Origin of the sequence: Polymorphospora sp. NPDC051019 (assembly GCF_040683055.1) — a bacterium.
Classification (GTDB): domain Bacteria; phylum Actinomycetota; class Actinomycetes; order Mycobacteriales; family Micromonosporaceae; genus Polymorphospora; species Polymorphospora lycopeni.
The window spans coordinates 15,809-42,571 of record NZ_JBFBCH010000035.1; the positions used below are offsets into that span (position 1 = coordinate 15,809).

General features: G+C 68.8%; 26 protein-coding genes. 18 read left to right on the forward strand and 8 right to left on the reverse strand.

Translation table 11 applies throughout. The features are described from left to right. Positions 1–8 precede the first annotated feature (8 nt). The 9 genes from AB0M79_RS34645 (at position 9) to AB0M79_RS34685 (ending at position 8,686) form a co-directional block, all read left to right on the forward strand. The gene (locus AB0M79_RS34645; protein WP_364222500.1) at positions 9–1,292 is read left to right on the forward strand and encodes a neutral/alkaline non-lysosomal ceramidase N-terminal domain-containing protein; all 1,284 of its coding nucleotides are present in this window, start codon (positions 9–11) and stop codon (positions 1,290–1,292) included. Then, positions 1,289–2,215 carry an NAD(P)-dependent oxidoreductase gene (locus AB0M79_RS34650; RefSeq protein ID WP_364222503.1) on the forward strand — a complete coding sequence of 309 codons (927 nt, stop codon included), beginning with the start codon at positions 1,289–1,291 and terminating at the stop codon, positions 2,213–2,215. The genes AB0M79_RS34645 and AB0M79_RS34650 overlap by 4 nt, the downstream gene beginning before the upstream one ends. Continuing rightward, entirely contained in the window at positions 2,212–3,183 is a 972-nt protein-coding gene (locus AB0M79_RS34655; protein ID WP_364222506.1) for a hydroxyacid dehydrogenase, read from the forward strand. Before AB0M79_RS34650 ends, AB0M79_RS34655 begins: the two co-directional genes overlap by 4 nt. Then, positions 3,180–4,118, forward strand: a complete 939-nt coding sequence (locus tag AB0M79_RS34660) for a dihydrodipicolinate synthase family protein (RefSeq protein ID WP_364222509.1) — start codon at positions 3,180–3,182, stop codon at positions 4,116–4,118. Before AB0M79_RS34655 ends, AB0M79_RS34660 begins: the two co-directional genes overlap by 4 nt. Continuing rightward, a complete protein-coding gene (locus tag AB0M79_RS34665; RefSeq protein WP_364222512.1) occupies positions 4,115–5,578 on the forward strand; it encodes a hypothetical protein in 1,464 nt (487 codons plus the stop codon). The genes AB0M79_RS34660 and AB0M79_RS34665 overlap by 4 nt, the downstream gene beginning before the upstream one ends. Then, positions 5,575–6,459 (forward strand): sugar phosphate isomerase/epimerase family protein, encoded by an 885-nt coding sequence (locus AB0M79_RS34670; RefSeq protein ID WP_364222515.1) that lies wholly within the window; start codon positions 5,575–5,577, stop codon positions 6,457–6,459. Before AB0M79_RS34665 ends, AB0M79_RS34670 begins: the two co-directional genes overlap by 4 nt. Then, positions 6,456–7,205: an SDR family NAD(P)-dependent oxidoreductase gene (locus tag AB0M79_RS34675; RefSeq protein ID WP_364222518.1), complete on the forward strand. Its 750-nt coding sequence runs from the start codon at positions 6,456–6,458 to the stop codon at positions 7,203–7,205. The genes AB0M79_RS34670 and AB0M79_RS34675 overlap by 4 nt, the downstream gene beginning before the upstream one ends. Further along, positions 7,198–8,157 (forward strand): aldo/keto reductase, encoded by a 960-nt coding sequence (locus tag AB0M79_RS34680; protein WP_364222521.1) that lies wholly within the window; start codon positions 7,198–7,200, stop codon positions 8,155–8,157. Before AB0M79_RS34675 ends, AB0M79_RS34680 begins: the two co-directional genes overlap by 8 nt. A 292-nt stretch (positions 8,158–8,449) precedes the next feature. Beyond that, positions 8,450–8,686: a hypothetical protein gene (locus AB0M79_RS34685; protein WP_364222524.1), complete on the forward strand. Its 237-nt coding sequence runs from the start codon at positions 8,450–8,452 to the stop codon at positions 8,684–8,686. A 727-nt stretch (positions 8,687–9,413) separates the two neighbouring features. Here the strand turns inward: AB0M79_RS34685 and AB0M79_RS34690 are convergent. Further along, entirely contained in the window at positions 9,414–10,157 is a 744-nt protein-coding gene (locus AB0M79_RS34690; protein WP_364222527.1) for an Hsp20/alpha crystallin family protein, read from the reverse strand. 123 nt (positions 10,158–10,280) lie between these two features. Between AB0M79_RS34690 and AB0M79_RS34695 the strand changes: the two genes are divergently transcribed. Further along, positions 10,281–10,622 carry a hypothetical protein gene (locus AB0M79_RS34695; RefSeq protein ID WP_364222530.1) on the forward strand — a complete coding sequence of 114 codons (342 nt, stop codon included), beginning with the start codon at positions 10,281–10,283 and terminating at the stop codon, positions 10,620–10,622. 55 nt (positions 10,623–10,677) lie between these two features. Here AB0M79_RS34695 and AB0M79_RS34700 read toward each other — a convergent pair whose 3' ends face one another. Then, positions 10,678–10,977 carry a MerR family transcriptional regulator gene (locus AB0M79_RS34700; protein ID WP_364222533.1) on the reverse strand — a complete coding sequence of 100 codons (300 nt, stop codon included), beginning with the start codon at positions 10,975–10,977 and terminating at the stop codon, positions 10,678–10,680. A gap of 862 nt (positions 10,978–11,839) precedes the next feature. On the opposite strand from AB0M79_RS34700, the gene AB0M79_RS34705 reads away from it, so the two are divergent. From AB0M79_RS34705 to AB0M79_RS34715, 3 genes are all read left to right on the forward strand, one after another. Then, entirely contained in the window at positions 11,840–13,012 is a 1,173-nt protein-coding gene (locus AB0M79_RS34705) for a GAF domain-containing SpoIIE family protein phosphatase (RefSeq protein ID WP_364222536.1), read from the forward strand. A gap of 725 nt (positions 13,013–13,737) precedes the next feature. Then, positions 13,738–13,893, forward strand: coding sequence for a hypothetical protein (locus AB0M79_RS34710; RefSeq protein ID WP_364222539.1), 156 nt, complete (start codon positions 13,738–13,740; stop codon positions 13,891–13,893). Then, positions 13,890–14,765: an alpha/beta hydrolase gene (locus AB0M79_RS34715; RefSeq protein WP_364222542.1), complete on the forward strand. Its 876-nt coding sequence runs from the start codon at positions 13,890–13,892 to the stop codon at positions 14,763–14,765. Before AB0M79_RS34710 ends, AB0M79_RS34715 begins: the two co-directional genes overlap by 4 nt. 305 nt (positions 14,766–15,070) lie before the next feature. On the opposite strand, the gene AB0M79_RS34720 is transcribed toward AB0M79_RS34715, so the two are convergent. The 3 genes from AB0M79_RS34720 to AB0M79_RS34730 form a co-directional block, all read right to left on the reverse strand. Beyond that, positions 15,071–15,274, reverse strand: a complete 204-nt coding sequence (locus AB0M79_RS34720) for an aldo/keto reductase (protein WP_364222545.1) — start codon at positions 15,272–15,274, stop codon at positions 15,071–15,073. 168 nt (positions 15,275–15,442) lie between these two features. Beyond that, the gene (locus AB0M79_RS34725; protein WP_364222548.1) at positions 15,443–16,093 is read right to left on the reverse strand and encodes a transposase; all 651 of its coding nucleotides are present in this window, start codon (positions 16,091–16,093) and stop codon (positions 15,443–15,445) included. Further along, the gene (locus tag AB0M79_RS34730) at positions 16,090–16,494 is read right to left on the reverse strand and encodes a transposase family protein (RefSeq protein ID WP_364222612.1); all 405 of its coding nucleotides are present in this window, start codon (positions 16,492–16,494) and stop codon (positions 16,090–16,092) included. Before AB0M79_RS34730 ends, AB0M79_RS34725 begins: the two co-directional genes overlap by 4 nt. A gap of 112 nt (positions 16,495–16,606) precedes the next feature. Here AB0M79_RS34730 and AB0M79_RS34735 point away from each other — a divergent pair, with 112 nt between their 5' ends. Continuing rightward, positions 16,607–18,139: an ISL3 family transposase gene (locus AB0M79_RS34735; protein ID WP_364222551.1), complete on the forward strand. Its 1,533-nt coding sequence runs from the start codon at positions 16,607–16,609 to the stop codon at positions 18,137–18,139. A gap of 548 nt (positions 18,140–18,687) precedes the next feature. Here the strand turns inward: AB0M79_RS34735 and AB0M79_RS34740 are convergent. Together AB0M79_RS34740 and AB0M79_RS34745 are read right to left on the reverse strand one after the other, a co-directional pair. Continuing rightward, on the reverse strand, positions 18,688–19,425 hold the full coding sequence (locus tag AB0M79_RS34740) for a DUF3618 domain-containing protein (protein ID WP_364222554.1): 738 nt from the start codon (positions 19,423–19,425) through the stop codon (positions 18,688–18,690). A gap of 22 nt (positions 19,426–19,447) precedes the next feature. Next, positions 19,448–19,861 carry a phage holin family protein gene (locus AB0M79_RS34745; RefSeq protein ID WP_364222556.1) on the reverse strand — a complete coding sequence of 138 codons (414 nt, stop codon included), beginning with the start codon at positions 19,859–19,861 and terminating at the stop codon, positions 19,448–19,450. Between the two features lie 116 nt (positions 19,862–19,977). Between AB0M79_RS34745 and AB0M79_RS34750 the strand changes: the two genes are divergently transcribed. Then, a complete protein-coding gene (locus AB0M79_RS34750) occupies positions 19,978–20,478 on the forward strand; it encodes a hypothetical protein (RefSeq protein ID WP_364222559.1) in 501 nt (166 codons plus the stop codon). 601 nt (positions 20,479–21,079) lie between these two features. On the opposite strand, the gene AB0M79_RS34755 is transcribed toward AB0M79_RS34750, so the two are convergent. Beyond that, positions 21,080–21,817: a PRC and DUF2382 domain-containing protein gene (locus AB0M79_RS34755; RefSeq protein ID WP_364222562.1), complete on the reverse strand. Its 738-nt coding sequence runs from the start codon at positions 21,815–21,817 to the stop codon at positions 21,080–21,082. A gap of 944 nt (positions 21,818–22,761) precedes the next feature. Between AB0M79_RS34755 and AB0M79_RS34760 the strand changes: the two genes are divergently transcribed. The 3 genes from AB0M79_RS34760 to AB0M79_RS34770 all read left to right on the forward strand — a co-directional run bounded on the left by AB0M79_RS34760 (position 22,762) and on the right by AB0M79_RS34770 (position 26,443). Beyond that, positions 22,762–23,646 carry an SDR family oxidoreductase gene (locus AB0M79_RS34760; protein WP_364222565.1) on the forward strand — a complete coding sequence of 295 codons (885 nt, stop codon included), beginning with the start codon at positions 22,762–22,764 and terminating at the stop codon, positions 23,644–23,646. A gap of 148 nt (positions 23,647–23,794) precedes the next feature. Then, a complete protein-coding gene (locus AB0M79_RS34765) occupies positions 23,795–25,618 on the forward strand; it encodes a glycoside hydrolase family 15 protein (RefSeq protein WP_364222568.1) in 1,824 nt (607 codons plus the stop codon). 375 nt (positions 25,619–25,993) lie between these two features. Then, positions 25,994–26,443 carry an SRPBCC family protein gene (locus tag AB0M79_RS34770; RefSeq protein ID WP_364222571.1) on the forward strand — a complete coding sequence of 150 codons (450 nt, stop codon included), beginning with the start codon at positions 25,994–25,996 and terminating at the stop codon, positions 26,441–26,443. Positions 26,444–26,763: the final 320 nt, after the last annotated feature.

Below are 26,763 nucleotides of genomic sequence, written 5' to 3' on the forward strand. Positions count from 1 at the left end.
CCGAGGCGATGAGCAATCTCCAGGTGGGGGTCGGCCGGGTGGACATCACGCCCCGGTCGGCCGTCCCGATGGCCGGATACCCGGTCATCCATCCGATCGACGGTGGCCCACGCGACCACGACGGGTACATCGGCCGGACCGGCGACTTCGTCGACGTGGCCGACCCGACGTACGCCCGCGCGGTGGCACTGACGGACGCCGACGGCACGGCGGTCCTGGTGTCGCTGGACGTCTGCGTCGTCACCGCCGCGGTCACCGCCACCGTGCGGCGACGGGTCCGGGACGCCTACGGGATTCCGGAGACCTCCGTGATGCTCGTGGCGACACACAACCACTCGGGCCCGGACTTCACCGGCCAGTGGGAGCCGGTCGACCCGTCGGTGACGGCGGCGGTCGTAGACGGGGTGGTACAGGCGGTCGCCGAGGCGGTGGGAAGCCGGCAGCCGGCCACGGCCGGAGTCGGCGTCGGGCGCCTCGCGGGTCTGACGATCAACCGACGGGACGCCTCAGGACCGGTCGACCCGGACGTGCCGGTGGTGCGCTTCGACGGCGCGGACGGGTCCTGCCTGGCGCTCGTCTACGGGTACGCCTGCCATCCCGTGATCGTCGGGACGCACAACCGGTCGATCTCCGGCGAGTTCCCCGGCCTGTGCTCGGCGATGCTGGAGGCCGTGCCCGGCGGTCCCCGGGTCGCCCTGTTCGTCAACGGCGGGGCCGGCAACATCAACCCGCGCGCCTTCCCGTACCCCGACGGCGAAAACGTCGTACTCGCCGGTCGGCGTGGCCGGGACCCGAGGATCCGCTCGATCCCCGTAGCGGCCCGCTTCGCCACGGCACTCGGCGGCGAGGTGCTCCGGACGGCTGCGGTGACGGCCACCGGCCCGCTGCGGCCGGGACAGGGCGTCGGCGGCGCGCTCCGGACCGTCGAGGCGCCCCTCAAGCCGGCGGACCAGCTCGACCGCCTGCTGCGACACATCCCGCACAGCCCCGCCGTCGCCAAGGTGTGGCGCACCGCCCGGTCCCTGGTGACCGAGGTGTCGCTGCTGCGCCTCGGCCCCCTGGTCCTGCTGGGCATCCCCGGCGAGCCGTTCGTCGAGACCGCACTGCGCCTGCAGACCCGTACCCCGGACACGCTGCTGCGGGTCGCCGGCTACGCCAACGACTACCCCGGCTACCTGTCGCCTCCGGACGAGATGGCCAAGAACCGGTACGAGAGCGTCGCGACACCACTCAGCCTCGACGGCGTCGCCCAGGTGCTGGACGCCGTCGACGCGATGGCGGGGTCGGTATGAGCGCGGGCACCGTCTACGTCCCTGCGGCGTGGGCCGGCGAGGCGGGCGAGCCGGCCGTCGGGTACGACTCACTGCGGGCACTCCTGGAGTCGGGGACGGTCGCGCCGCCGTCCGCCCTCTGCGTGGACGAGCCCGTCGACGACCGGCTGCTCGCGCTCGTGCCGAGCGGCTGCCTGCTGTCCTTCCCCGGCACCGGTGTGTGGGACCTCGTCGACGTAGACCGTGCCGCCGCCCGCGGCGTGCGCGTGAGCAACATCGCCAACTACGGCACCGACGCGATCGCCGAACACACGTTCGCGCTCATACTCGCGGTCACCCGGTCCCTCCTCCAGGCCGACCGCCGGGTCCGTGCCGGGCTGCCGCCACCTGACTGCTGGGGCACCACACTCGCGTCCCGGGTGCTCGGCGTCGTCGGCCTCGGGGCCGTCGGCCGGCGGACGGCCCAGCTCGGCGCCGCGTTCGGCATGCACGTGCTCGCCACAGCGAGCCGCGAGGACTCCGTACGGTGGGCGGCCGGGGCCGACGGCGTACGCCTCACGTCCCTGCCGGACCTGCTCGAACGCTCCGACGTGGTCAGCCTCCATCTCCGGTACGCCCGCGGCGACCGTCCCACGCTCGGACGCGTCGAGCTGGCGTCGATGAAGTCGACAGCGATCCTGGTGAACACCGGCCGCGGTGGGCTCGTCGAGCTCACCGCCCTCACCGAGGCGCTCGCCAGCGGCGCGCTCGCCGGAGCCGGACTGGACGTCCTCGACCCCGAGCCGCTCCCTGCCGATCACCCGCTGCTCGCCCTGGACAACGTGGTCCTCAGCCCGCACGTCGCGGCCGGGGCACCACAGGTGCGGCGACGGGCGATCGCGGCGGCACTGGAGAACGCGCGGTCCTTCGTCCGCTCCGGCTCTACAGTGGATATTGTGCGATGAGGCCCGTCGTACTGCTCTCCGAGCCCATCCACCCCGACGGGCACCGGCTGCTGGAGCAGCGGGCCACCGTCACGCTCGCGGCGTCGGTCGACCCCGCGAGCCTCCTGGAACACGCCGAACAGGTCGACGCGGTGATCCTGCGTGCCCGGGGGCGGCTCGACCGGGCGTTCTTCCGCCGTGCGCCGCGCCTGAAGGTGGTGGGTCGCTACGGCGTCGGCGTCGACAACGTCGACCTCGACGCCGCGGCCGAGCACGGGGTCACCGTGGTCAACACCGCCGGGCTCAACGCGCAGTCCGTCGCCGAGCACACCATCGCCATGATGTTCGCGCTGGCCCGGCGGCTGCACCGGCAGGATCGCGCGGTACGCGAACGGGACTGGTCGGCCCGCGACGCGCTGGGCGGATCCGAGCTGGCCGGCGCGACCGTAGGCGTCATCGGGTTCGGCTCCATCGGCCGCGCCGTCGCGGCCATCTGCCTCCGCGGCCTGGGCATGCGCGTGCTCTACCACGATCCGTTCCGCGCCGCCGGCGCCGACGGGCCTGCCGCGTCGCCGGTGAGCCTCGACGACCTGCTGCGCCACAGCGACGTCGTCAGCGTCCACGTCCCGCTGACGCCCCAGACCCGCCACCTGGTCGGCGCCGCGCAGCTTCGGGCGATGCGCCGGCACGCCCTGCTGATCAACGTCTCCCGGGGAGCCGTGGTGGACGAGGACGCCCTGGCCGCGGCGCTGGCCGACGGCACGATCGCCGGGGCCGGGCTCGACGTGTTCGCGCAGGAGCCGCCCGAGCCGTCCACCCCGATCCTCTCCGCGCCCAACACCCTCCTCACCCCGCACAGCGCCGCCCTGACCGAACAGGCCGCGCGCCGCGTATCCGTCGGTGTCGCCACCGACGTGCTGGCCGTCCTCGACGGGCTCCCGGCCGTCCGGGCGGTGCCAAAACCCACCACCACCGGACGCGCCGCGTGACCGCCATCCGCCTGCACGGCGTCATCGCGCCGATGGTCACCCCGATGCATCCGGACGAGACCGTCGACGAGACCTCGGCCCGGCGTCTCGTCCGGGCGCTGCTGTCCGCGGAAACCGACGGGCTGTGGCTGCTCGGCACCAGCGGCGAGTTCGCCGCGCTGGACGCCGCGGAACGCACCCGCCTGGTCGAGGTGGTCTGCGACGAGGTCGCCGGACGGGTTCCGGTCGTGGTCAACGTCAGCCAACCCGGTACGGCGCTCGCGATCCGCACCGGTCGGGACGCGATCCGCGCCGGCGCCGACGCCCTGGCGGCGACGCCGCCCTTCTACTACCCACACAGCCCGATGGAGATCGACGGGCACTACCGGGCGCTGAAGGACGCTCACGCCGACGTTCCGCTGTTCGCCTACAACATCCCACAGAACGTCCGACCGGCACTGGAGGCGGCGGGCGTCGTGGCACTGGCGGCGGACGGGGTCCTACAGGGAATCAAGGACTCGCAGAACGACCTGCAGTGGTTTCGCCGCGTCGCGGACCGCACCCGCGAGGTGGTCGGGCCCGACGGGTTCACGATGCTGCTGGGCACACGGACCCTTGTGGACGTCGCGGCCGACGTCGGCGCCCACGGGGTCGTGCCGGCGATGGCCAACGTCGCCCCGTCCGCCTGCCGCCGGGCGTTCTTCAACCCGGGCGACCAGACGCGGGCCGACGTGGACACGATCTCCGCGTACGAGCAGTTGACCGCACACGCCGTCGCGACCTCCGTGAACGCCACCGCGATCTGCGCCGTCAAGACCGCGTTGTGGCACTGGGGCATCATCGCGTCCCCACAGGTGAGCGCCCCGCTGCGGGCGCCCCAGGGAGACGCCCTCCAAGCCCTGCTCACCGCGCTCTCCGCCCTCGCCCCTCTGACGAACCCGGACGGATCCCCATGACCTCAGACACCGACCCCGCCGCCGCTCACCTGCGCGTGGGCGTCGCCCGCGCCGACATCACCCCGCCGGTGGGCATGCGCCTCACCGGGACCCTGCGCGAGGGAGCGTCGGAGGCGGTCGACCGCCCGCTGACCCTCAGCGCACTCGCCCTGCTCGGCGGCCGGACGACGGTCATCGTCCTCGCCTGCGACCTCATCCACCTCTCACCGGACGAGGTCGCGCACCTCCGCCGCGCCGTCGTCGAGCGGATCGGCCCGGCGGACATCTTCGTCAACGTCAGCCACTCGCACGCGACACCGGCGCCGCCCAGCGCCCAGGAGTTCGATCCCGAGACCGAGGCCGATCAGGTCGAACTCGCCGACGTCTACTTCCGGGGGGTCGTTGCGAAGGCCGCCGGCATCTGCGCGGTCGCGGTCGCGGGCGCACGTCCCGCGGTCGTCGGGCACGGCACCGGCGCGGTGACGGTCGGCGTGAACCGCCGCGAGGTCGGCCCCGACGGCAACCTGCTGCTGGGGGAGAACCCGGACGGCATCGTCGACCCGACCGTGGGCGTCGTGCGTTTCGACGAGGTCGGCGGCCGGCCGATCGCGGCGGTGGTGCACTACTCCTGCCACCCGGACGTGCTCGGCCCCAAGTCCGGCCTAATCTCGCCCGACTACGTCGGCGCGGCCCGCGAGGTCACCGAGCGGCTCACCGGCGCGACGGCTCTCTTCCTGCAAGGCTGCGCCGGCGACATCGACCCGCTGTGCGGCATCGTGACCGGCGACGACGGGGTCCGCGAGGCCGACCGGCTCGGCACCGAGCTTGGCTGCGAAGCAGTCCGCGTGTACCAGCGGCTCATCGAGCACCGAGTCCGCGACCACCGGGTGCATTGGCGCTCGTCAACCTCGAACTCGTCGGTCACCGGCTGGGTGTACCAGGACGCCCGGCACACCGACCCGGTCGTGGCCAGCATCTCGACCACGGTCACGCTGCCACTGCGCGAGCTGCCGGCCCCCGACGAGGCCGCCGCCGAGTACGCCGCGGCCGTCGAAAACCTCGACGCCGTGCGGAGCCAGGAGTCCGACCTGCCGAGCCGGCTGCGGGCGCGGCGGCGGGTCATCTGGACCCGGATGCAGATGGAGGCCGCACGGCGCGAAAGAACGCTCACGGTCGACGTTGAGGTCCAGGGCATCCGGATCGGAGACCTGGCGCTGATCGGCATACCGGCCGAGCTGTTCGTGGAGATCGGGCTCCAGATCCGGGCCGGTTCTCCCTTCCGCACCACGCTGGTCAGCGGCTACACGAACGGCGTGCTGTTCTATGTGCCCACCGCGGCCGCCTTCGAGCAGGGCGGGTACGAGATCGAGTCGCACCAGAACTACCTGCGGCCGGCCGGGCCGACAACCGAATGGGAGAAGCGGCTCGTCTCCACCGGCCTGGAGGTCCTCGCCGACCTGAACGCGGAGGTGACCCGGTGAGCCCGCGGATCGCACTGTCCGGATTCTCGTTCGACGGCTACTCCGCCGAAGATCTGCTGGCATTCGCCGGCCGCCTCGGCGTGACCGGCATCGACTACTGGCCCTGGAACCGCGGCACGCATTCGGCCGGCAGCTACCGGCGCATGCTCGACGACGCGGGGATGAGCGTCTGCTGCGTGAACGTGCCGAGCAAGCAGATCCGGCTCGGCGGCGCCACGCGGCCCGACGACGCCCGGCGCGTCGTCGTCGCGGCCATGGACGACGCCGTGGCGCTCGGCGCGCCGGCGATCCAGGTGTACTGCGCCACGCCCGACGTGCGTACCCGGGGCGAGGCCGTCGACATCCTGGCCGACCAGCTCGCGCCACTGCTCGACGAGGCCGCGAGCCGCTCCCTCACGGTCCTGGTGGAGAACAACCTGGACCAGCGCGGCGAGGACGTGTACGGCGTCAACGCCTCGCGATCCGTGGAAAGTCTCGAAGCGCTCGCCCGGCGAACCGGACCTGACGGCGTGCGCGTCTGCTACGACCCGGCGAACTTCGTGGCCGTCGGCGAGCCGGCGTTCCCGGAGGCGTACGAGCGGTTGCGGGCGTACATCGGAGGCGTCCACGCCAAGGACTGCGTCCGCTTCGAAGAAGCGCATCGCGACCGGCCCGAGGCGCGGCGGCTCTTCGTCGACGGGCTCGAAGGGCCTTTCCTGACCGTCGTCGTGGGCCAGGGCGCCGTCGGCTGGCCCGCCCTGATCGACCGACTGGTCGCGGACGGATACGACGGCTGGTTGACGATCGACCCGTTCACCAGCCCGGAGCTTCTGGAGGAATGGTGCGTAGCGAGCCTCGACGCGGTCACGGGGATGATCGCCTCGGCCGAGGGGGCCCGGTGACGGCCGACTGGTGGGGACTGACCGGACGGCGGGTCCTGGTCGCCGGTGTGGGCGGGCTCGGCCGCTCGGTGATCGAGGCTCTCGCCGAGCTAGGCTGCGTCTGCGCCGCCCTCGACCGGTCGGCGGACACCCTCGACGAGCTGGCGACCGCCCATCCGGGTCTGCCGACCCGGCAGGTCGACCTGACGGATCGGGAAGCCACGCGCGCCGCCGTCAACGAGATGGCCGCCCGGCTGGGTGGGCTGGACGTCGCCGTCCACGCGGTCGGCGTCAACGACCGGCAGCCCATCCTGTCCGTCACCGCAGACGCCTGGCGGCACCTGCTCACGGTCAACCTCGACTCGGCGTTCCACTTCGCACAGGCCGCCGGCGCGATCATGACGGCGGGGCGCCAGGGCCGGCTCATCCTCTTCTCGTCAGTGGCCGGGACGCTGGCGCACCGGGACCACGGCGCCTATGCGGCCTCAAAGGGGGCGCTCAACCAGTTCGCCCGGGTCATGGCCCACGAGTGGGCGTCGGCCGGCGTCACCGTGAACACGATCGCGCCGGGCTACACACCGACCGGTCTGACCATCGGCCATCTCGCCAAGCCGGGGGTCGAGAACGCGCTCACCGGGCTCGTCCCGGCCGGGCGCCTCGGCCTGGTAGAGGACGTGCAGGGCGTCGTCGCCCTGCTGGCCTCGCCCCGATCGGCCTACATCACCGGCCAGGTCATCCACGTCGACGGAGGACGGACTCTTGTCTGATCGCAACGCCCTCGCCGCACGGTTGCCCGTCGCCGGCACCGACCTTCGGGTCGCGCCGCTCTGCTTCGGCGGCAACGTCCTCGGCTGGACCTGCGACGAACCGCAGTCCCGGGCCGTGCTGGACGCGTACGTCGCGGCCGGCGGCAACTTCGTCGACACGGCCGACCAGTACTCCTCATGGGTCTCCGGCAACGTGGGCGGCGAATCGGAGACGATCATCGGACGGTGGCTGGCCACCGGCGTCGACCGAGGTGAGCTGGTGATCGCGACCAAGTGCGGCCGGATGCCAGGCATGGAAGGGCTGGCGCCGGCGACCGTCCGTGCCGCGGTCGACGACTCACTACGCCGGCTCGGCACCGACTACGTCGACCTGCTGTACGCCCACCTCGACGACACCGAGACCCCGCTCGAGGCGACGCTGGAGACCTTCGACAGCCTGGTCCGGGCAGGCAAGGTCCGGTACGTCGCCGCGTCCAATTACGGCGCCGAACGGCTGGACCAGGCGCTGAAGACCGCGGCCGCCAACGACTGGGCGCCGTTCGTCGCTTTGCAGGCCCACTACAACCTGGTCGAGCGGGAGGCGTACGAGACGGATCTGCGGGCCGTGGTGGCCCGGCACGGCCTGGCATGCTTCCCGTACTACGGCCTGGCGAGCGGGTACCTGACCGGCAAGTACAGCAGCGGGTTGGCGCCGGCCAGCCCCCGCCGGGCGGCCGCAGACCGGTACCGGGAACGCGGCGGGGAGCGGGTGATCGACGCCCTGAGGGCGATCGCCGACCGGCGTGCGGTGGCGCTCGGCGCGGTGGCCCTCGCCTGGCTTGCCCACCAGCCGACGGTTGTCGCTCCCATCGCGAGTGCCCGCACGCCGGCCCAGCTGACCGAGATCATCGCCTTCGCGGGGCTGGCTCTGGATACCGACGAACTCGCCGCGCTCGACGGCGCCAGCCGCTGACTGCGGTAAATCGAGACACATAGGTGAACTGTGAGTGTGATGGTGCGGTTCTGAGATCGTAGGAGCCGTGCTTCCGTGGGCCGTGGTCTGACCCGCAACGCAACCGGCTCAGTCGATGCCTTCGGTCCGATCTGTCGACTGTGGCTCGCGGGAGGGCCTGCTGTCACCAGACCGGTAGGGCGTGTCCCGATAGGGGCCTTGCTGCGAACAAGGGCACCATCACAGTTCTGACCGCCCTGCCGGCCTGGCGATGGCCATCCGCCGTCCCAAGCCAGCAGGAGACGAACAGTCCATGCCCAGCATGCCAGCCACCACCGCCGACAGCGCGCCCGACCCGACCGGCGAGGAGATCATCCTCGGCATCGACACCCACAAGGACGCCCACGTCGCCGCGGTGATCACCGCGCTCGGCGTCCAGGTCACCTCCGCCAGCTTCCCGGCTACCGCCGCCGGCTACCGCCGCCTTGACGGCGCTCCTCGCCGACGGTGCCCCCACCCCCGAACGCGCGGACGCCCGCTACCGACATGACCGCAGTGGTCGCGGAGGCCATCCTCGCCCCGTCCGGTAGACGTGCGGCATCCCGGAAACAGTGACCGATCCGAGCTCCCGAACCGCAACTGGTCGATCAGTTCAGGCACATTACGCAACGCGACCAGTCGGTCGGCCCGCTTGTCACCGGTGGGCTCCGACCCGCCGGCCCGCCAGGCGGGGACCACGCCGACCTGGTCGATCCAGTTATCGATGACGTTGACCGGGACTGGGCGCTGCTACGGGTGGACGCGGTCCAGGAAGTCCCGCATCAGCGCCAGCACCTCAGCTACGGCCCGATTCCCCGCGAGGTCCGGGACGCCCACCGCGACGCCCGCTGACCCATGCCTCTACCGGAAGGAGACCAAAGGGATGCGCGTCATCGCTCCCGCTGCGGCACCCACATGGCCGGCCGCTCCGTACGCGTGCCCGGGCGGCTACCTGCCCTAGGCCGCCGCCCGACGGGCGCGCGACCAGTGGCTCGCCTCGACCAGGGCCAGCGCACAGCTGGCGGCTGGACCGTGGAGAGGTGGTTGCGTCACTGCCTCGATCAGCACAGTACTCAACGCATCTCAGTCCTGAACTCGCCGTGTCGAGGGCGATCGGACAGACCAGCGCAGCCAGTGCACCAGGCAGATCGAGCACCAACCCGCAGGCAGGTCGCGGTTTCGGGCCGGCCGGGGGCGAGAGCAACCTCTCGCCCCCGGCCGTGGCGGTGTGGAGGTGGTCAGGACTTGGTGAGGACGGGCGTCGCGGAACCTTCGACGACCTCGTGCCGGCGGCCGTCGGTGGCGGTGATCGCGATACGGCGCGGCTTGGACGCCTCGGCGAGCGGGATCGTCAGGGTGAGGACCCCGTCCTGCCAGGTCGCGGCGATCTTGTCGAGGTCCAGCCCGTCGCCCAGGGCGATCCGCCGCTCGAAGGTGCCGGTCGGTCGTTCCCGACGGACCCACTGCACGTCGTCGTCGGTACGGGCGGAACGCTCGGCGCGGATCGTCAGCACCCGCCGGTCGACGTCGACCTGCACCGAGCCGGGATCGACGCCGGCGAGGTCGCAGTGCAGGACGTAGTGGTCACCGGAGCGGTAGAGATCCAGCGGCATCGCCTGGGTAGCGGCGCCTGCGATGGCCGTACCGGTACCGAACACCTGACCGGCGACGCGGTCGAACTCGCGGAAAGGATCGAAAGTCAGCACCACGGATACCTCCTCCAGAGCCGTCCGCCGGGCCTTCCGGCGGACACGTGGCACTCGGCCAAAGATCAATTCTGCCGAGCCACTGCAGGCTTCCCGCGGTGCATCACCGCGATCGACCAGCAGCGACGGGTCCTTTTTAGCACTCCTTCGCGTCGAGTGCCAACCTCTTACGAAGATCCACTTCAGCTTCCCCTCGGGGCGTCGCACTGCGCCGCACACCGGGTCATCGACACCGTCCTCCGGACGGCCGTGCTCGATCAACTCCAGCGCCGACATGCCTCACGTGATCGCAGGAGGACCATGCCTCCGCGACACGGTTCGCGGGCCCATCCGCAGACGCGGCATCCTGTGCCGGCGCCCATCCAGCGTGGCTGTCCTGTCGGGTGGCATGCTGAGGATATGACGCTCGCCTGGCGGGGTACCGGTGAGTGGGTGGATGCCGGGTACCGGGCGCACTGTCAGGAACGGGCGCGTACCGCTGCGGTGATGCGGGCAACGGCTGAGCAGTTGAGACAGGCTGCGGCGATCCTGTATTCCAGTGCCGCGGCGACGCCGCGCGGGCAGAGGGCCACGCGGTTGCGGGCTTTGGGCGACGCGGTGCTGGTGCAGGCGGACGACATCACGGCGCGGGCGGACCGGCTAGTGCGCGATGGCGGCTGGGACGAGTCGTTGCGCCCGTCCGGGCGTCTGCGGCACGGGGCCGGGGCTGCGGGCGGTGACGACGAACGGCCCCTGCCCTGAGGGGAGGGACCGTGTGGCGGTTGCGTCGCCCGGTCTGTCGCCGGGTCGGGTGTGGTCAGCCGGGATGCTGTTGGTTGTGCCGCAGGGCTTCCTCGAGTTGGTCTTCGAGGATGATGATCCGTACGGCGGACGCCATGTCGGTGCCCTGGTCGCACATCTCGCGGGCGCGGGCGGCCAGGCGCAGTTGGTATCGGGAGTAGCGGCGGTGGCCGCCGCCGGAGCGGTACGGATCGATCAGTTTCGCCTCGCCGAGCCGGCGCAGGAAGTCCGGCGAGCAGCCGACGATCTCCGCCGCGCGACCCATCGTGTAGGCCGGGTAATCCTCGTCGTCGAGCCTGTCATCCGATTGTGTCATGTACACCTCCATCACGAGGGCCCCGGCGCCGCAGCGCCGGGGCCCAAGGGTTACGGGTCAAAAACACCATTCACCGACAGAAAGCCGGCGTGTCGTATCCGCACCAGCCGCGCGAGTCGGCTTCGTGTGCGGGGATCGCGTAAGCGTGACCGGAGACCACCTCTCGTTCGATGGAGACAACGGTGTCCGCGCCCAGCCCAGTCGATTGCGGCCGGCAGCGGGCGATCCAACGGTGTGTACGGCCCTCCCTTTCCTCTGACTTCCTCTACTCGTACTTACGCGCCGTCCGCCGGTGTCGGAACCTCACACGACTTCATGGCCCCGTACACGTGCGACGGACCGGTTATTGCTAGCAGCGGGACCCTGAAACCTGACGTCGGCCCCGCCACTTCGGTGCGCCCGGGAGCATGCCTAATCCCCGGGGTACTGCCGTACTGAACTTCCACTTCAACTACGAGGTGCTGGTGATGCTGTCGTTCAACTGCGTGGCACTTCTCGTGCCGAGCAGGGCCGTGTGGCTTGCTGGCCCCTGCTCCCTCGCCTCGTCGGGGCGGGTTCGTCCGCGTCTTTTGTCGTTCCTTCGCTCTCAACCCGAGAAACCGTAACCGACGACGGCGAGCATGTCTACCAACTCACACATAGATTTTCTACAAGGACGCGCGTAGCTAGAGGCTGTCGCTACCGGGCGTGGTGGTATGTCCCTCGACCGTTACCGGCTCGCGCATCGCCTGGCTGCCCCCAAAATGTCCGGGCAGGCTGACCGCCTGCTCGGCTCAGGTACCGCCTTCTACTACGACGAGGCCTCTCATACCCTGTGCGGGTGACGACGAGCGGCTTGGGTGACGACGAACGGCTACGCCGAATGGAGGCGGTGGTCGACGCCAGCCTGTCCCAGATGGAGGTCGGTCACATGCTGACGGAACTACTCGACCGGGTACGACGAATCCTGCAGGTGGACGTCGCCACCCTCCTGCAACTCGACGCGCATGCCCAGCAGTTGGTCCAGGTCGCAGTGTCTGGGTCGGCGCACGGTGGTGGCATCGACGTACGGGTCCCGGTCGGGCAGGGAACCGCCGGCCGCGTCCTCCGGGACCGGCTGCCGGTCGTCGTCGAGCAGGCCGAACCAGGTGAGCTGCCCGGCCCGGCCTCCGCGCCGGCACTGCGATCGCTGCTCGCAGTGCCGATGATCGCTGGCACCGACGTCATCGGCGTGCTGCAGGTCGGCGGCAGTCGTCCCCGCAAGTTCAGCAGTGACGACATCGGTCTACTGCAACTCGCAGCAGACCGAGCCACCCAGGCCACCCAGGCCAGACTGAGCCACCTCGACCGCGCCGCCGCGCTCGCGCTGCAACGCAGCCTGCTACCGCCGCGGCTACCTACGGTCCCTGGGGTCGACCTCGGGGCCCGGTACCTTCCAGGACACGACACCGGCGTCGGCGGGGACTGGTATGACATATTCTCACTCCCGTCCGGCTGGCTAGGCGTCGTGATCGGCGACGTTGCCGGCCACGGACTACACGCCGCCGTCGTGATGGGGCGCCTACGCAGCGCGCTGCGCGCGTACGCGCTGGAATGTGCCGATCCGGCCGAGGTACTCACCCGTCTCGACCGCAAGATCCGCCATTTCGAGGCTGGTCACCTCGCGACCGCTATCTACGCCATGCTGCCGCCGGGTCGCGATTGCGTTCACCTCTCGGTGGCGGGCCATCCGCCGCCGGTCCTTGTCAGCCGGGACCGGCCGGCTGAACTGCTGTCGCTGCCGGTTGACCATCCGCTGGGCTTCGACGGCGGACGATCGCGCCGTACGACAGTGATCGACTTCCCGGACGGCGCCGTCCTGCTCTGCTACACCGACGGTCTGGTCGAACGCCGTGGGGAACTCATCGATACTGGCCTGGACCGACTGCGGGCAGCCGTCGAACCCGGCCCGGCCGAAACGGTCTGTTCCACAGTGATGACCAAACTGGTCAACCGCGAGCCGATCGACGACATCGCGCTGCTCGCAATCCACCGCCAGCCAGAACAGGCAGATTAGCTACGGGGGAGCCGCGTTGAGGCGCGGATGAGCTACCGACGTCCTCAGCAGACCAGCCTGAGCCATGATCGATGCCGAAGTTGGCGAGTTCGGCGACGACCACCCGCTCAGTGGCCGACCCATGCCCGTCGCCCAGAGGCTGCGTTTTGGGAACGACACAACGCCGCCCTGATCTGCCTCGTCCGACGCCGCTGCGACGTCCTGTTCGCCATGCTCCGCGACAAAGCCCACTACCAACCACGCCCCGCCGCTTGACGAACCCCATAGGGACACCCCTGCGCACCGAGGCCCTCGCGCCATCAGGTACGCCGGCGTGACCGTGTTTGACACCGGCCGGCCGCGCCGGTCAACCGATCGAGCTGACCGAACTGGACAACCGGTCGCACCCCTGGAGCAGCGACTGTCGTGGAGCGCCTGGGCCCTACCGAGATGCCTGTGCCGGCGATCTAGCCGCCGCCGCGACGCTCCACCGGTGGAACGCCACGGTGCTCGCCACTCCACGACTGGTTGAACACATGGTCGGCACGCCCGTGGCGACGTGAGTGGACCTTGAGGAAGGTTGGTGCAGCGCGTCGGCTCCGGCGCCGGCCCGATCGGCAGCCTCGTTCGCGTCTGCGTCTGACATGAAGGGCGTGACGGGAAGGGGTTCCCTAAACATCCCTATAAGACCTTTAGGGTTGCGCAACAGAGTCTTTTAGAGCAGACTGCGACAGGTGTCAGTGACGGTGTTTTCCCCAGCCGAGAACATGGCCGCCATGCGCGGCCCACACCCCCGTACCGTTCGTGACTCCCAACGCCGCTGCACCGGGTTCGTGGCCGTCGGCAGCGCCGAGAACACCGTGGTCAGCCTTGTCAGCAGCTTCGCGGAGGTGGAGTGGTGACCTCGATCTACCGCTCCGACGACGCACGCCGCGCGGTCGAGGAGCGCTACCGCGTGTTCCTGGACGGCTGGCCCGTTCCGTCGACGGAGTCGGTGCTTCCCACCCGCCAGGGCGACACGTTTGTCGTTGCCTGCGGCGACGAACACGCCCCGCCGATCGTCCTTCTGCACGGTGCCGGCTTCAACTCGGCGGCCTGGCTGGGCGATGTGGAAAGTTGGGCGCGGTCGCACCGGGTGTACAGCGTCGACGTCATCGGCGAGCCCGGCCTGAGCGCACCGTCCCGGCCATCTCCCAACTCCGACGCCTACGCAACGTGGCTCGACGATGTGTGGGACGGGCTCGGTGTCACCCAGGCGGCAGTCGTGGGCACGTCGCTGGGCGGATGGATGGCGCTCGACTATGCCCTGCGTCGACCGGAGCGGGTCACGAAGCTCGTACTACTCGTGCCCGCCGGCATCGGGCGCCAGAGGTACGGCGCGATCATCACGTCGCTGTTCCTCATGCCGTTCGGCGAGCGTGGTCAGCGTGCGGGGATGCGGTACGTACTCGGCCCTGCCGGGGCGCCGGTCTCGGGGCCCATGGCCGCCACCCTGAAGGCCTTCGACGACTACCTGTGGCTTGTCCACAAGAGCTACCGGCCCCGGCGCGACCGGCTGCCGGTCTTCGGCGATGACCGGTTGCGTGGGCTGAATGTGCCGCTGCTGTTCATCGCCGGAGAGAAGGACCGGATACTGGACTCCCACCACAGCGCCCGCCGGCTGCGTCATCTGGTCCCCGGGGCGGTCGTCACCCTTGTGGCCGACACGGGCCACATCCCCACCGGATACGCCGAGACCGTCCAGCGGTTCCTGACCGGCGATGCCGGGGAGTGAAGCGGCCACCCGGAGATGACAACTGATGGCCATTCGATCGTCAGTAGTGATCACTAGTCCGCTACACGCTGACCTCGGCCGGGTAGCAGCGGGTCGCCGGCCGTCTGACCACGGTGAACTGGCCGAACCGACCTCGCCGCCCACGGTTGTACCGGCGGCTGCCCGCCGGCCGGTCGCGGGACCTGTCGTCAGGTGCAGCGCCCGACGGCGGGCGCGCGACCGTGCAGCCCGCCGGCAGCGGACGTACGAGGTGCGTGCTGTGCGGCGGCGCCTGGACGTGGACGTCGACGCCGGCGGGTTCGGCTTCAGACTCGCCTCGACTGAGTTGCGAGGTTCTTACGGCTGTTGCCGGTGCGCGAGATGCCGAGGCCGGGGCAGGCACCGACCGTGAACTTCCTGGCGAGCACCAGGTCATCGCGATCTGCCTGGATGAACTCGCCCAGCAGTTGCTCCGACTGGCCCTCCTGGTAGGTGTCAGCCGTGTCGATGAAGTCGGCTCCCGCCTCCACGAAGCGCTCATCGACGGGATCATGGAGAAGACTCCCTATCAGGAACCCGGCCGGCGCACACGCCGCGCCTATACGCTCGCCCCCGCCGGCGAGCAGCGGAAGCTCCTCTTCATCGCATTGCAGCAGTGGGGTGCATCGCCTCCGCCGGGCAGCTGTGCGTACGGTCAGTCACGCGGGCGCCCGGCGCCGGGTCCGAGTCACGCTTGTCGAGGAGGAAGTCGCGCTCGTCGACCAGGCGGACGCGGAACTCGCCCCGGCCTCCGCCGTCAGTGCGCATTGACCACCGGGATCATGCGCGCGTGGCGGGCGGCCGCCGTCGTGCAGGGTGTGGATCTCGGTGTGCCGTCGCCGGGTCATCTCGGTGCGGCGGCCCTGCCGGCCATCGGTTGGCGGGCGCGGTTGCGCGACGGCTTCGGCGTCGGGCTGGTCCTTCAGGCACGTGCGGTGGGCGCGGACGACCCGGTCGACGGCTTGGGTGAGGTTGTAGAGCAGGTGGAACCGGTCGGCGACCTGGATCGCGTCCGGGGCGCCCAGCCTGGCGCCTTCGGCGTAGCCGCTGGCCCGGTCACGGCAGACCACCTCGGCGCCCGGGTGGGCACGCAGCCAGGCGGCGAAGCTGTCGGCGGGACGGTCGGGCAGCAGGTCGACAGGCCGGCCGGTGTGCATGTCGACGATGATGCTGCCGTAGTCGCGTCCCTTGCGGAACGCGAAGTCGTCGACGCCGACCACCGTCACCGTGCCGATCTCGGGCACCGGCAACGCCCGGACCAGCCGCAACAGGGTTGTGCCGGACACCCCGACGGCCAGCAGGCGCGTCATCCGCGCACCCGGCCTCCCAGAGCCAGCGTGATCTTCTCCAGGATGCCGCACAACAGCGGAGTACGGCGGGCATACGGTGCCGTCAGACCCGGTACCTGCTCCGCGAACGTCCGCCGGCCACAGGCGGTGTCATCGCAGAAGAACCGCCGGATATGCACCCGCAGCAGCGTCTGCCGGCCACCGATCCCCGGGCCTGCCAGGACCCGCCGGTACCGGCTGTGCACCCGCGCCGACTGTGACCCGCAGTCCGGACACCGCGCGCCACCAGCCGAAACGTCGGCATCCAGCCAGACCGGCCGCCCCTCGGCACGTACGCTCCTGATCCGCAGGGCCGCAAGATGAGGCAGCAGCCCTTCCAGGCCATGATCACACCACGACCATGGCCATCCACATCGGACCAGACCCGAGCACCGGGGCCGGTCCGATTCACCAACTTCGTGCCAGAGCCGTTAACTTGGCCCTGTCTCACATTCGGTGGTGACGGAGAGTCGTGAGGGCGTTGACGTTCGCGTGTTGGATGTCAACGTGCGTGTGCAGAAGATGTTCTCGGGTCTTTCTCCGCTGTTCATAGAGGATGTGGCCGACGAGGGCGAGCAGATCGTGGTGCGGGCACGGACTCCACAAGGGACCGCGGTCTGTCCGGTGTGCGGGGCGTCGTCGGGGCGGGTGCACGGATTTCACCTGCGGACGGTGGCCGACGTGCCGGTCGACGGACGGCGGGTGGTGGTCCGTGTGCGGGTTCGGCGCCTGGTGTGCCCCCACGCGGGGCTGCCGGCAGACGTTCCGCGAGCAGATGCCCGGGTGCTGGAGCGTTACCAGCGACGCACGATCCGCCTGTCCAGGCACGTCGCGGCTGTGGTCAAGGAGTTGGCGGGCCGGGCGGGGGCACGTCTGCTGGCGGTACTCGCGGTGAACCTGTCCCGCCACACGGCCCTGCGCGCCCTGCTGCGCATCCCGTTGCCCGCCGGGCGCACGCCCCGGGTGATCGGGGTGGACGATTTCGCTCTGCGCCGGCGGCACCGCTATGCCACGGTGGTGATCGACGCCGAGACACATGAACGGATCGACGTGCTGCCCGACCGCACCGCCGACACCCTCGAAGCCTGGCTACGCGGGCATCCGGGCGTCGAGGTCGTGTGCCGTGACGGCTCCGCTACCTACGCTGAGGCCATCCGTCGCGCCCTGCCCGACGCGGTGCAGGTCGCCGACAGGTGGCACCTGTGGCACAACCTGTGCGAAGCCGCACTGAGCACGGTGAAAGCACACAGCACCTGCTGGGCCGCCGTGCTGGACGCACCCATCTACGACGGACCCCGAGCCCGAACCACCCTGGATCGCTGGCACCAGGTCCACAGCCTCCTCGACCAGGGCGTGGGCCTGCTCGAATGCGCCCGCCGCCTGCAGTTGGCCCTGAACACCGTCAAACGCTACGCGCGAGCCGACCGACCCGAACGGATGCTCCGCGTCCCCAAGTACCGCGCCAGCCTCGTCGACCCCTACCGCGAGCCCCTACGCAAACGCCGGACCGAGGACCCCGCCGTCCCCATCACGCACCTCTTCGAACAGATCAAGGCCCTCGGCTACACCGGCTGCCTGAACCTCCTGCACAAGTACATCAACCAAGGCCGCGCGGACGCCGACCGCAGCCACATCTCCCCACGCCGGCTCGCCCGGATGCTCCTCACCAGACCCGACAACCTCAAACCCGAACATCGAGATCTTCTGGCACGGCTCACCGCGGCCTGCCCCGAGATGACCCAACTGGCCGCCAACATCGCGGACTTCGCCCAACTCCTCACGCCCCGCGAAGGAAACACCGACCGGCTCTCGCTCTGGATCGGCCAGATCCACACAACCGATCTACCCCACCTGCGCTCCTTCGCCCGGGGCCTGGACCGCGACCGGGACGCCGTGAACGCGGCACTCACGCTTCCCTACAGCAACGGCCCCACCGAAGGCGTCAACACCAAGACCAAACGGATCGCACGCCAAATGCACGGACGAGCAGGCTTCACCCTGCTCCGCCACCGCATCCTCCTCGGATAGCAGCACGCTCCGTCACCACCGAATGTGAGACAGGGCCGTTAACTTGACACTCCCCGGCCCGGGCGGCGCACCCGGAACGGTTCAGCACCACCCGACTCCTACCCCAGATCCTCGACCTGCCCGAACAGGTCTGGATCAACAAACCCGACCAGGAAGCGAAGCCCGTACCCGAAGCCGCTTAACTGCCGCTGGCCTCAATCCCTTGACACGTTCCGGCACCCCAGGCTCTTCGCGCACTGGACATGGACACCGACGTTCTGGTGATCAGGATGACAAGAGCCGTGTAACGGGAGACCGTTACGCACGGTTCTGTGGGAGCCGGAGGGTGAGACTCCCTCCGGCCACCCGACCCTTAGCAGCGCCCCCAGGACTCCGGAGCCGAGATGCAGTCGGAACCGTGCTGAGCACCATGTCACCGTCGATCGCATGGATGTCGGTTCGCTGAGTCGACGTCGCATTCCGGCCGTCTCCCGTCGCCGTCGACGGGCCAGCGAGGGGCACCGTCGCGTTGGGCCTTGGCGAGATGGAGGCAGCCCGGTGCAGGGGTCCTAGTGTTGGAGGTCGGTCCTGCTCTGTTGCATCTCGTCCTGAACGTGGTGAGCCGCTGCTGTGCTTTGTTCGCGTACCGTCGAGGCGGCGTGTGTCGCTGCACCCTTGACTGATTCCGCTGCCTGGTGCGCCGGTTGTCGCAGGTTGTCCTGCATCTGGTGTGCCATCCCGCCGACCTCCTGCTTGACCTGATCCGCGTGCTCCGAGGCCTTCTGCTTCGCCTGACCTGCCACTCGCTGTTCCTGGTGACTGGGCGGGATGAGCGCCGAGACGAGGAGCCCGACGCCGAAGGCGATCAGGCCGGCGGCCAGCGGGCTTCCTTCGGCACGGTGCAACGTTGCCGCAGGAGCCCGGCGGACCTGGGCTGCCGCCGAGGCCGTGGCGTGGGATGCCTGATGGGCCAGGTTGGAGGCGATGTCGGACGTGTCGTGCGCTGCCTCGGCGGCCATGTCCGAGGCGTGGTGCGCCGCTCCGGAGAGCCGGTGAGTGGCGTCCTGGGCCGCGCCCGAGACGCGGTGGGTTGCCGCGGTGGTTCGCTGGCTGGCGGTGTCCTGGGCGTGGCTCGCGGTGCCCATCACCTTCTCCCTGATCTGGACGAGTCGGCTCCGTGCGCGGTGTACCGGTTCCGATGCCACCCGTTTCGGATTGACCTTGTAGGTAAGCGCGTCAACGTCGCTGCTCAGTTCGGCCCTGGTGGCTTCGATGTCCTGGCGAATCCGGTCCGGGTCATCGGACATGTCGATCCCCTTTCAATGCTGGTCAGCGGCCCCTGACCGCGTCCGGTATCTCGCGGGCGGTCTGCGTCGTGCGCGGTAGTGGGCGTATCGTTTTCATCCGGTTACGGGCTCGGCTGAGCAGGACGCTCCCGATCAGCGCCCAGATCACCGCGACGATCAGCGCAGCCCATCCCTGGTCCATGACATTGGAAAGACCCCACCACAGCGCGCAGGACAGGAAGAGCACGGCCAGCAGTCCCGCCAATGCCGCACCGCCGAACATCGCCGCGACCGTGCCGGCCGAGCGTGCTTCTTCACGGAATTCGGCCTTGGCCAGCTCGGCCTCCTGCCGCAGCAACATCGAGAAGTCCCGGCTGACCTCGCCGAGCAACTCACCGATCGACGCTTCGGACCGTTCGGCGGTGTGGCTGGAACCCTGGCGGGCCGAGTCGCTCATCAGCACGCCTCCCTGCTGGTGGGCCCGGTGGTGGTCGATGCTCTACCGGGCCCCCGTGGTCGCGTGTGTGGCGCCTCGGTCTGCTGCCCGGCGGGCGGCGGCTGGTTCACCGAGGGTTGCTGACTGGTGACGTTGGCGCTGGAGGTGAGCGCGCGGCCGAACCGGCCAACAAGCAGGCCAGCCACCGTGGCGCCAGCGAGAAAGATCCCGGGATGTCGTCGTGCGTAGTCGCGTACCTCCTGCACGACGGCACCGGGCTCACGCTCCTCCAGCCAGCCCGCGGCCTGGTTCACCGCCTCGGCTCCTCGGCGAACCACCTCGCTGGCCACGCCGTCCTGTTCGCTGCTGTCCGCCATCGACTCGAGTTGTGTACCGAGTGCCCGGAGCCCTCCGGCGGCCCGCTTCTGCTGCTGTTCCGCCTGCTCCCGCATCTGGGCGGTAGCTTCCCGGGCAAGGTTGCGTGTCTGCCGCCGAGTCTCGGCGACAACCTGTTTGCCCTGGTCCGCCGCCTGCTGGGCGACCTGTTGCCCGGCGTGTGCGGCCTCTCGACCAACCTGGGTCGCCTCGGCCTGGGCCTGGTGGGCCTTCCGGGCCGCCGGACCGGGCGGGGATCCTGAGCCACTCCGCGCCGCCATTCAAACTCCCTCTCGCCGGTTAGACCTCGCCCTGTGGACGGCAGCGTCTACCCGAATGTGGGGACAGCATTCGCCCACCGAGGGTGCCGGACACCGGCGACAGAGGGCAGGAAGGCAGGAAAGGCGAGTCGCCCTCCCGTCGAATCCTGCAAGTTTCTCAATATGCCGGTCGGCGCGTGGGGCGGCATGAACAATGAGCGCAGTGGCAGCGAGTTCCGAGAGGGCCGGTGATCCGTGGCATACAAGAGAAACAGAGAACCCAGATGGCAGACCCTGGCTGTCTCTTTCGCAGCAGGAGCCGTTCTCGGGGTTGCGGGAGCTTCCTTGGCATCGCGTCTCGCCGAGCGAGACCAGATAGATCGCGAAGGCCCCAGCGACTGGAGCAAGGACATTAATCCCGACGGTAATACCAATACCGAACAACGGGGTATTGCTACGTCAATCCCTGGAGCGACGAGCCCAGCAGCACCGTCAGTCCTGTAGAACGTTGATGCGTCCGTCCTGTGAATCACGGAGAGTTCCATGATCACAGGACGGACGGCTTCACGGCTTTGGAGAGAGGATCCCGCCCAAAGGTCGAAGGTCAACCGCTCCGGCCGCTACGATCTGGGAAGTCTGCCTCGATCTTTTCCCGACGTACAGGCTCGTCGATCGACCGGTCCTCGGTAACGTCTTCCTCGGTCATGCGTACCCGTTCGACGGGGACAGTCTCCTTACCGATGACCGGCTTCTCCGCGTAGAGGTCAATTTCACGCGTCGCATCGCCGATATCCGGGCGCTCGCCCCCGGAGTTGTCAGCGAACGGCTCATGGGCCAGTCGTACCTCGTCGTGCGAAACGGGGACCGTCGTATGCACGTTCTCGGTAACGACGTACTTCCGCAGCCGCGCCGCACCGGCGGGCTCGCGACTCTTGCCCACCCGCAGGCGTTCCTCTGACCGCGTCAGTTGTTCCTGACGTCCCCGCTCTGGGCCAGCCGCGGAGGCGCCCTTCGCCGGCGGGGCCTGCTGGAGATTGTAGTACGCGTACAGGTCGTCGACCTCGGGATCGCTGAGCGGCTCGTTGGCAGCCGCCTCGACATGCGGGGCCTTCTTGATCATGTCCTTCTCGTAGGGCACAACCAGATGATCCTGCTCCATGCGTGCAGGCTCCAGCGGAACCATCGACTCACGATTACCGAAGAACCCGGTCTTCACGCTTACCCAGTTCGGCTCCCCGGCTCGATCCATCCAGATCTGGCCCACACGCCCCAGCTTCTTTCCAGACCGGTCCTGCACGGGCTGTCCTTGCAGCATGCTGAGCTGGTCCTGAGTCATCCGCATCGTGAATCCTCCTTCGTGCGTCAGCCTCGGATACCCCAACGTGTCGGGGTCACTCGCCAGACTGCCTCCGAACGATGCGGCATCTCGGTGCTAGACCGGGGACATCTGCCGGTTCCTATTGGGCTATCCTCGACTGTTCCGCTATCCGCCGGTTTTCTGTGGAGTGACGGGTTTTCGGTAGGCGACGGCTGACAAAACAGCGGTTCGGCAAATCCGCAGCCGCGCTCTGACGTCCGGAACAGGTTTGGGATGTGGGGTAGCGTTTCCTCGTCCCTGGCGCCAGGACATGGGTAAGACTGGAGGCAGAACCGATCGGCGCGATCTCGGTACGCTATCCGGGCGCGCACGTTACTGCGGAAGGAGTTGCCCCGTGAATTCGAGATCAGTCACTCAACGAGTCAAGGCGATGTTCAACGGTTCAGCCCAACGAAAAGGAGGACAGCGCCGATCGACCCAGACTGGTGTACGGCAAAAGCTGCAGCAGTTCTCGGAGCAGCTGACCGGCCGGACTTCCCGGAAGCGGTAACACCCTCAGCGGGCACCACCTTGCTGAGCAGATCGGCCGCGCGTCGATGCACGGCCAGCTGGTCTCTGGTTCGGCGATACGCCAGGCGGCGACCGTTTGGTCGGCGGAGGTGATACCGGGCATCTGGTGTCGATCAGCTCGTGGCGACGCCAGTTGTACACGTCTGATCTCCAGATCCGGACCAGTTCAGCGACCGATCGGCCAGTCTTGGGCAGATCGAGGACCTTACGACGAAACTCGGGCGGGCATCTCCTCGGCACGTCTCTCCTCAACGAGCGAGCAGCCTGACGAGGCAACCAACCCGACTCCGCCGAATCCGGGGAACATCCCCACCGATATCCCGGCTGCAGCAGGAGCGTCGGGGAGGTTTGCCCGGTGCGGCAAGGGGGATCCACGGCGGAACCGACGGGGGGTTGTGATGAGCGGTGTTGTCGAGCAGCCTGCGCCACCATTTTGCGGGCAGTCGCAGTCGAGGCCGGGACTGGACGCGAGGATGGATCCTCGCCCGCGCAATCAGGCGCCCATGCTACGCGGGTCCGGAAAGCTCGCTGATTGCATCGCGCTGATCACCGGTGGGGATAGCGGTATCGGCGCCGCCGTTGCTGTCTTGTTCGCCAGGGAGGGCGCGGATGTGGCGATCGTGTGCCTGCCCGCCGAGCAAGAGGACGCTGACCACGTTCGCGAGTTGGTGCGGCGTGAAGGACGGCGGTGCTTGGTGCTGACCGGGGATGTGAAGGACTCCTCGTTCTGCGATGCGGCGGTGGAGCGCACGGTCACGGAGTTCGGTCGGTTGGACATCTTGGTGAACAACGCCGCTGTCATGTTCCAGTACTCGTCGTTGGCTGACGTTTCCGACGATGATCTTGACGAGATGTTTCACACCAATGTGTCGGGCTACTTCTACATGGCCCGCGCGGCGCTACCACATCTACCGACGGGCGGGTGCATCATAAACTGCGGCTCGGTCGCCGGTTTCGAGGGAAACCCAGCGCTTATCGGGTACGCCGAGACCAACGGCGCGATACACACTCTTACCAAGTCGCTGGCGACGGAACTGATCGCGCGGGGTATCCGGGTGAACTGCGTGGCACCTGGACCGGTGTGGACGCCATTGAATGCCTCTAGCCGCACTTCGGAGCAGTTGGCCGGGTACGGTGACCAGACCGACGGCGTACCGCTGGGTCGGCCCGCTCAGCCGGAGGAAATTGCCCCCGCCTTTCTGTTCTTCGCGAGCAACGCGGACAGTAGCTACATCACCGGCGAGACGCTGGCCCTGTTCGGGGGCCAGGTTCTCGCCCGCTGAACACCTCGCTCTGAGACGCCACAAATGGAGACGGTAAACGTTGACAGTTGCCGAGTCGTCGGCCCGCGATGCGATCGCATATCCAACGGGTTTCAAGTGCCCTGCGGTAGAGCTGGCCGTCAGCCTCGACTGAAGGAGTGCGCGCGTCGTGCTTGACCTGAACCCTTCCTTGCGCCCCGTCCACCGGCCTGACGGATACCTTCGCTTGGAGGACCTGGGCCTGATCGGGGACGGCTCGACCGTGGCGCTCGTCGGAGTCGATGGCTCGATTCCCTGGCTGTGTCTGCCTCGCTTCGACGCCGACGCGGTGTTCGGTGGCCTGCTCGACGACCAGCGAGGCGGACACTTCACGGTCACCGCAGAAGACCTTCGGGAGGCACGACAGTACTACGTTCCAGACACTGCCGTACTCGTCACCGAACTGCGTACCGTCACCGGTCTGCTCCAGATCACCGACGCCATCGTCGTGCGTTCCGGCAGCGATCTCACCGACGACGCGCCCGCCGGCCGCGGAGAACTCGTCCGCTCGGCGCGCGTCCTCGACGGCACCATCCGACTGGAAGTCGACCTGCGGCCCCGCGACAGCGGCCACATCCGTGCCGCACTCGACGGCCTCGAAATCCGCCCCTCCCGGCAACCCGACCTGCGACTACACCTGCGTGCTAATCGACCGTTGACCAGCCTGCCGGTCACCTTCGATCTGCATGAAGGCGAACACGTGGACCTGGTTCTCTCCTGGGGCCGAATCCACCGCCACCACCGCTTCGACGCCGAAGAGATGCTGGCGGCGACGGTAGACGCGTGGCGACGCTGGATGGCCCACTTCGCCTACGGCGGCCCCGAAGAGCCGCTGATCCGTCGCTCGGCGATCACTCTCAAGCTCTGTGACGACTGGGCCAACGGTGCGATGGTCGCGGCACCCACATCCTCACTACCCGCACCGCTCGGCGGCGTCCGTAACTGGGACTACCGATATGCATGGATCCGCGACGCCGCCTTCACCGTGTTCGCCATGCGTCGTATCGGATTCGAGCAGGAAGCGGACGCCTTCCTCGGATGGGTACTCGACGCCTTCGAACAGGATCGGCAACCACGAATCATGTACACCCTCGACGGTCGCCCCGTACCCGAGGAGATCGAAGACCCCGGGCTGAAAGGCTACCGCGGTTCGACTCCGGTCCACTGGGGCAACGGCGCAGCCGACCAACGCCAGCACGACGTCTATGGAGAGGTGCTCGACTGTGCCGACCAATGGGTACGCGCCGGAGGAGAGCTTCAGCCGGCCCTGTGGGCCCAACTCCGCGGGCTTGCCAATGCCGCCGAGCAGGCGTGGCGGGAACCGGACCAAGGAATCTGGGAGACGCGAAACGACGGCCGGGTGCTGACCTACTCGGCCGGCATGTGTCAGGTGGCACTGGAGCGGGCGGCGGCGCTCGGCGAACAACTCGACCTGCCCGGACCAACAGAACAGTGGCGCGCGGCGGCCGCCAAGCTGACCCGACGCATCCTCGAACGGTCCTGGGACGAGAAGGCACAGACGCTCAGCGCTCATCTCGACGGCGGCGGAACACTCGACGCGAGCCTGCTGGCCCTACCCCTGCGGCAGGTGATACCCCCCACCCATCCACGGATGATCGCCACCACCACCGCTATCGCCACACGCCTGTCCGCCGGAGACGGGCTGCTCTACCGCTACCTGCACGACGAGACGCCGGACGGCATCGAAGGCCACGAAGGTGCCTTCCTGCTGTGCAGCTTCTGGCTGGTCGACAATCTCGTCCACCAGGGACGCCTTGAACAGGCCCACGACCTTTACCAATCGTTGTGCGCGAGGACGAGCCCGCTCGGCCTGCTGTCCGAACAGATTGACCCCGCAACAGGTACCTTCATCGGGAACTTCCCGCAGGCATTCAGCCATATTGGGATCATCGCGAGCGGAGTGAACCTAGCCCGAGCTGGCGCAACCACATAAGCCGGCATAACTCCATGAAGTAGGCGCGCATTGATGGGTACGATAGTGTGCAAATCTCCCAGCTCCGGACTAGACCTTCGCAGATGCCGCCAACCGTGCGACTCTCGGTAGGAGGATCATCGCGAACCCGGGTTCCGGCCGTGCCGATGATCGGACATTCTAGCCGTGGCTGGCCTGGCTGTTACTCCAATCAACGATCAGTGGTTGTAGGGATCCAGTGGCCACGATGGACGGGCTTCACCCCACGCCCGATCCCAGGGCTCACTGCCTCTCGTTTCCAGCGAGCTCCACTCGATCGAGGACAGAGGGACCGATGAAGACAGTCGACCACAGGCGCCCTGAGGCTGCTCGGGCCGATCAGGGCGAGGAGTCGCGATGATCCAGGTCTGCCGAACTGTCCCTACCGCAGCGGAGCGAATCTTCGCTGTGTTGGCGAATGGGTGGAGCTATGCCAGCTGGGTCGTCGGCGCCGCCCACATCCGGGCTGTCGACGACGGCTGGCCCGCAGTCGGTACACGAGTCCACCACAGGGTCGGCCCATGGCCGCTGCATATCGAGGACCGGACAGTGGTACGCAAGATGGAACCCGATCGGCTGCTCGAACTCGACACGTACGCCGGACCGCTCGGCGTCGCTCGCGTCCGCCTGACATTAGAGCCGATCTCGAACACCACGACCCGGATACGGCTGGGCTGGATGGCGGTCGCGGGGATGGCCCGCTTCTTACCGAAGGCCGCCCTGTCGCCGGTGCTGCGCCTACGCAACGCGGAAACGCTGCACCGCGTTGAGGATCTCGCCATGCACCGACAACTCCCCGCCAGGTAGGCCAGTCGCTACGGGCCAACGCGCACCTGGCTTGGCCACCTATCGCCCTCAGTCACAGAATCGGCTACGGCGGGTGGCCGTGAAGTTGTGGCGGGCCGGGATTGAGTGGTCCGAGGGCTCTGGCGCGAGGTTCGTGATCGGACCGGCCCCGGCCCTCGGATCTGGTCCGATGTGGATGATCATGTTCGCGGTGTGATGATCTCGGCCTGGAAAGGCTGCTGCCTCATCTTGCGGCCCTGCGGATCAGGAACGTATGTGCCGAGGTCGAAGGCAACGTCTGCAAGCTGAAAGCGACCCAAAGGCAGATGTACGGCTGAGCG

Excerpts from the sequence above, each read along its gene's own strand:
- AB0M79_RS34665 (WP_364222512.1), top strand. The coding sequence starts at position 4,115 with ATGACCTCAGACACCGACCCCGCCGCCGCTCACCTGCGCGTGGGCGTC.
- AB0M79_RS34705 (WP_364222536.1), top strand. The coding sequence starts at position 11,840 with ATGGAGGCGGTGGTCGACGCCAGCCTGTCCCAGATGGAGGTCGGTCAC.
- AB0M79_RS34700 (WP_364222533.1), bottom strand. The coding sequence starts at position 10,977 with ATGACACAATCGGATGACAGGCTCGACGACGAGGATTACCCGGCCTAC.
- AB0M79_RS34650 (WP_364222503.1), top strand. The coding sequence starts at position 1,289 with ATGAGCGCGGGCACCGTCTACGTCCCTGCGGCGTGGGCCGGCGAGGCG.
- AB0M79_RS34690 (WP_364222527.1), bottom strand. The coding sequence starts at position 10,157 with ATGTCGGCGCTGGAGTTGATCGAGCACGGCCGTCCGGAGGACGGTGTC.
- AB0M79_RS34695 (WP_364222530.1), top strand. The coding sequence starts at position 10,281 with ATGACGCTCGCCTGGCGGGGTACCGGTGAGTGGGTGGATGCCGGGTAC.
- AB0M79_RS34745 (WP_364222556.1), bottom strand. The coding sequence starts at position 19,861 with ATGAGCGACTCGGCCCGCCAGGGTTCCAGCCACACCGCCGAACGGTCC.
- AB0M79_RS34655 (WP_364222506.1), top strand. The coding sequence starts at position 2,212 with ATGAGGCCCGTCGTACTGCTCTCCGAGCCCATCCACCCCGACGGGCAC.
- AB0M79_RS34685 (WP_364222524.1), top strand. The coding sequence starts at position 8,450 with ATGCCCAGCATGCCAGCCACCACCGCCGACAGCGCGCCCGACCCGACC.
- AB0M79_RS34760 (WP_364222565.1), top strand. The coding sequence starts at position 22,762 with ATGAGCGGTGTTGTCGAGCAGCCTGCGCCACCATTTTGCGGGCAGTCG.
- AB0M79_RS34725 (WP_364222548.1), bottom strand. The coding sequence starts at position 16,093 with ATGACGCGCCTGCTGGCCGTCGGGGTGTCCGGCACAACCCTGTTGCGG.
- AB0M79_RS34740 (WP_364222554.1), bottom strand. The coding sequence starts at position 19,425 with ATGTCCGATGACCCGGACCGGATTCGCCAGGACATCGAAGCCACCAGG.
- AB0M79_RS34755 (WP_364222562.1), bottom strand. The coding sequence starts at position 21,817 with ATGCGGATGACTCAGGACCAGCTCAGCATGCTGCAAGGACAGCCCGTG.
- AB0M79_RS34645 (WP_364222500.1), top strand. The coding sequence starts at position 9 with ATGAGCAATCTCCAGGTGGGGGTCGGCCGGGTGGACATCACGCCCCGG.
- AB0M79_RS34770 (WP_364222571.1), top strand. The coding sequence starts at position 25,994 with ATGATCCAGGTCTGCCGAACTGTCCCTACCGCAGCGGAGCGAATCTTC.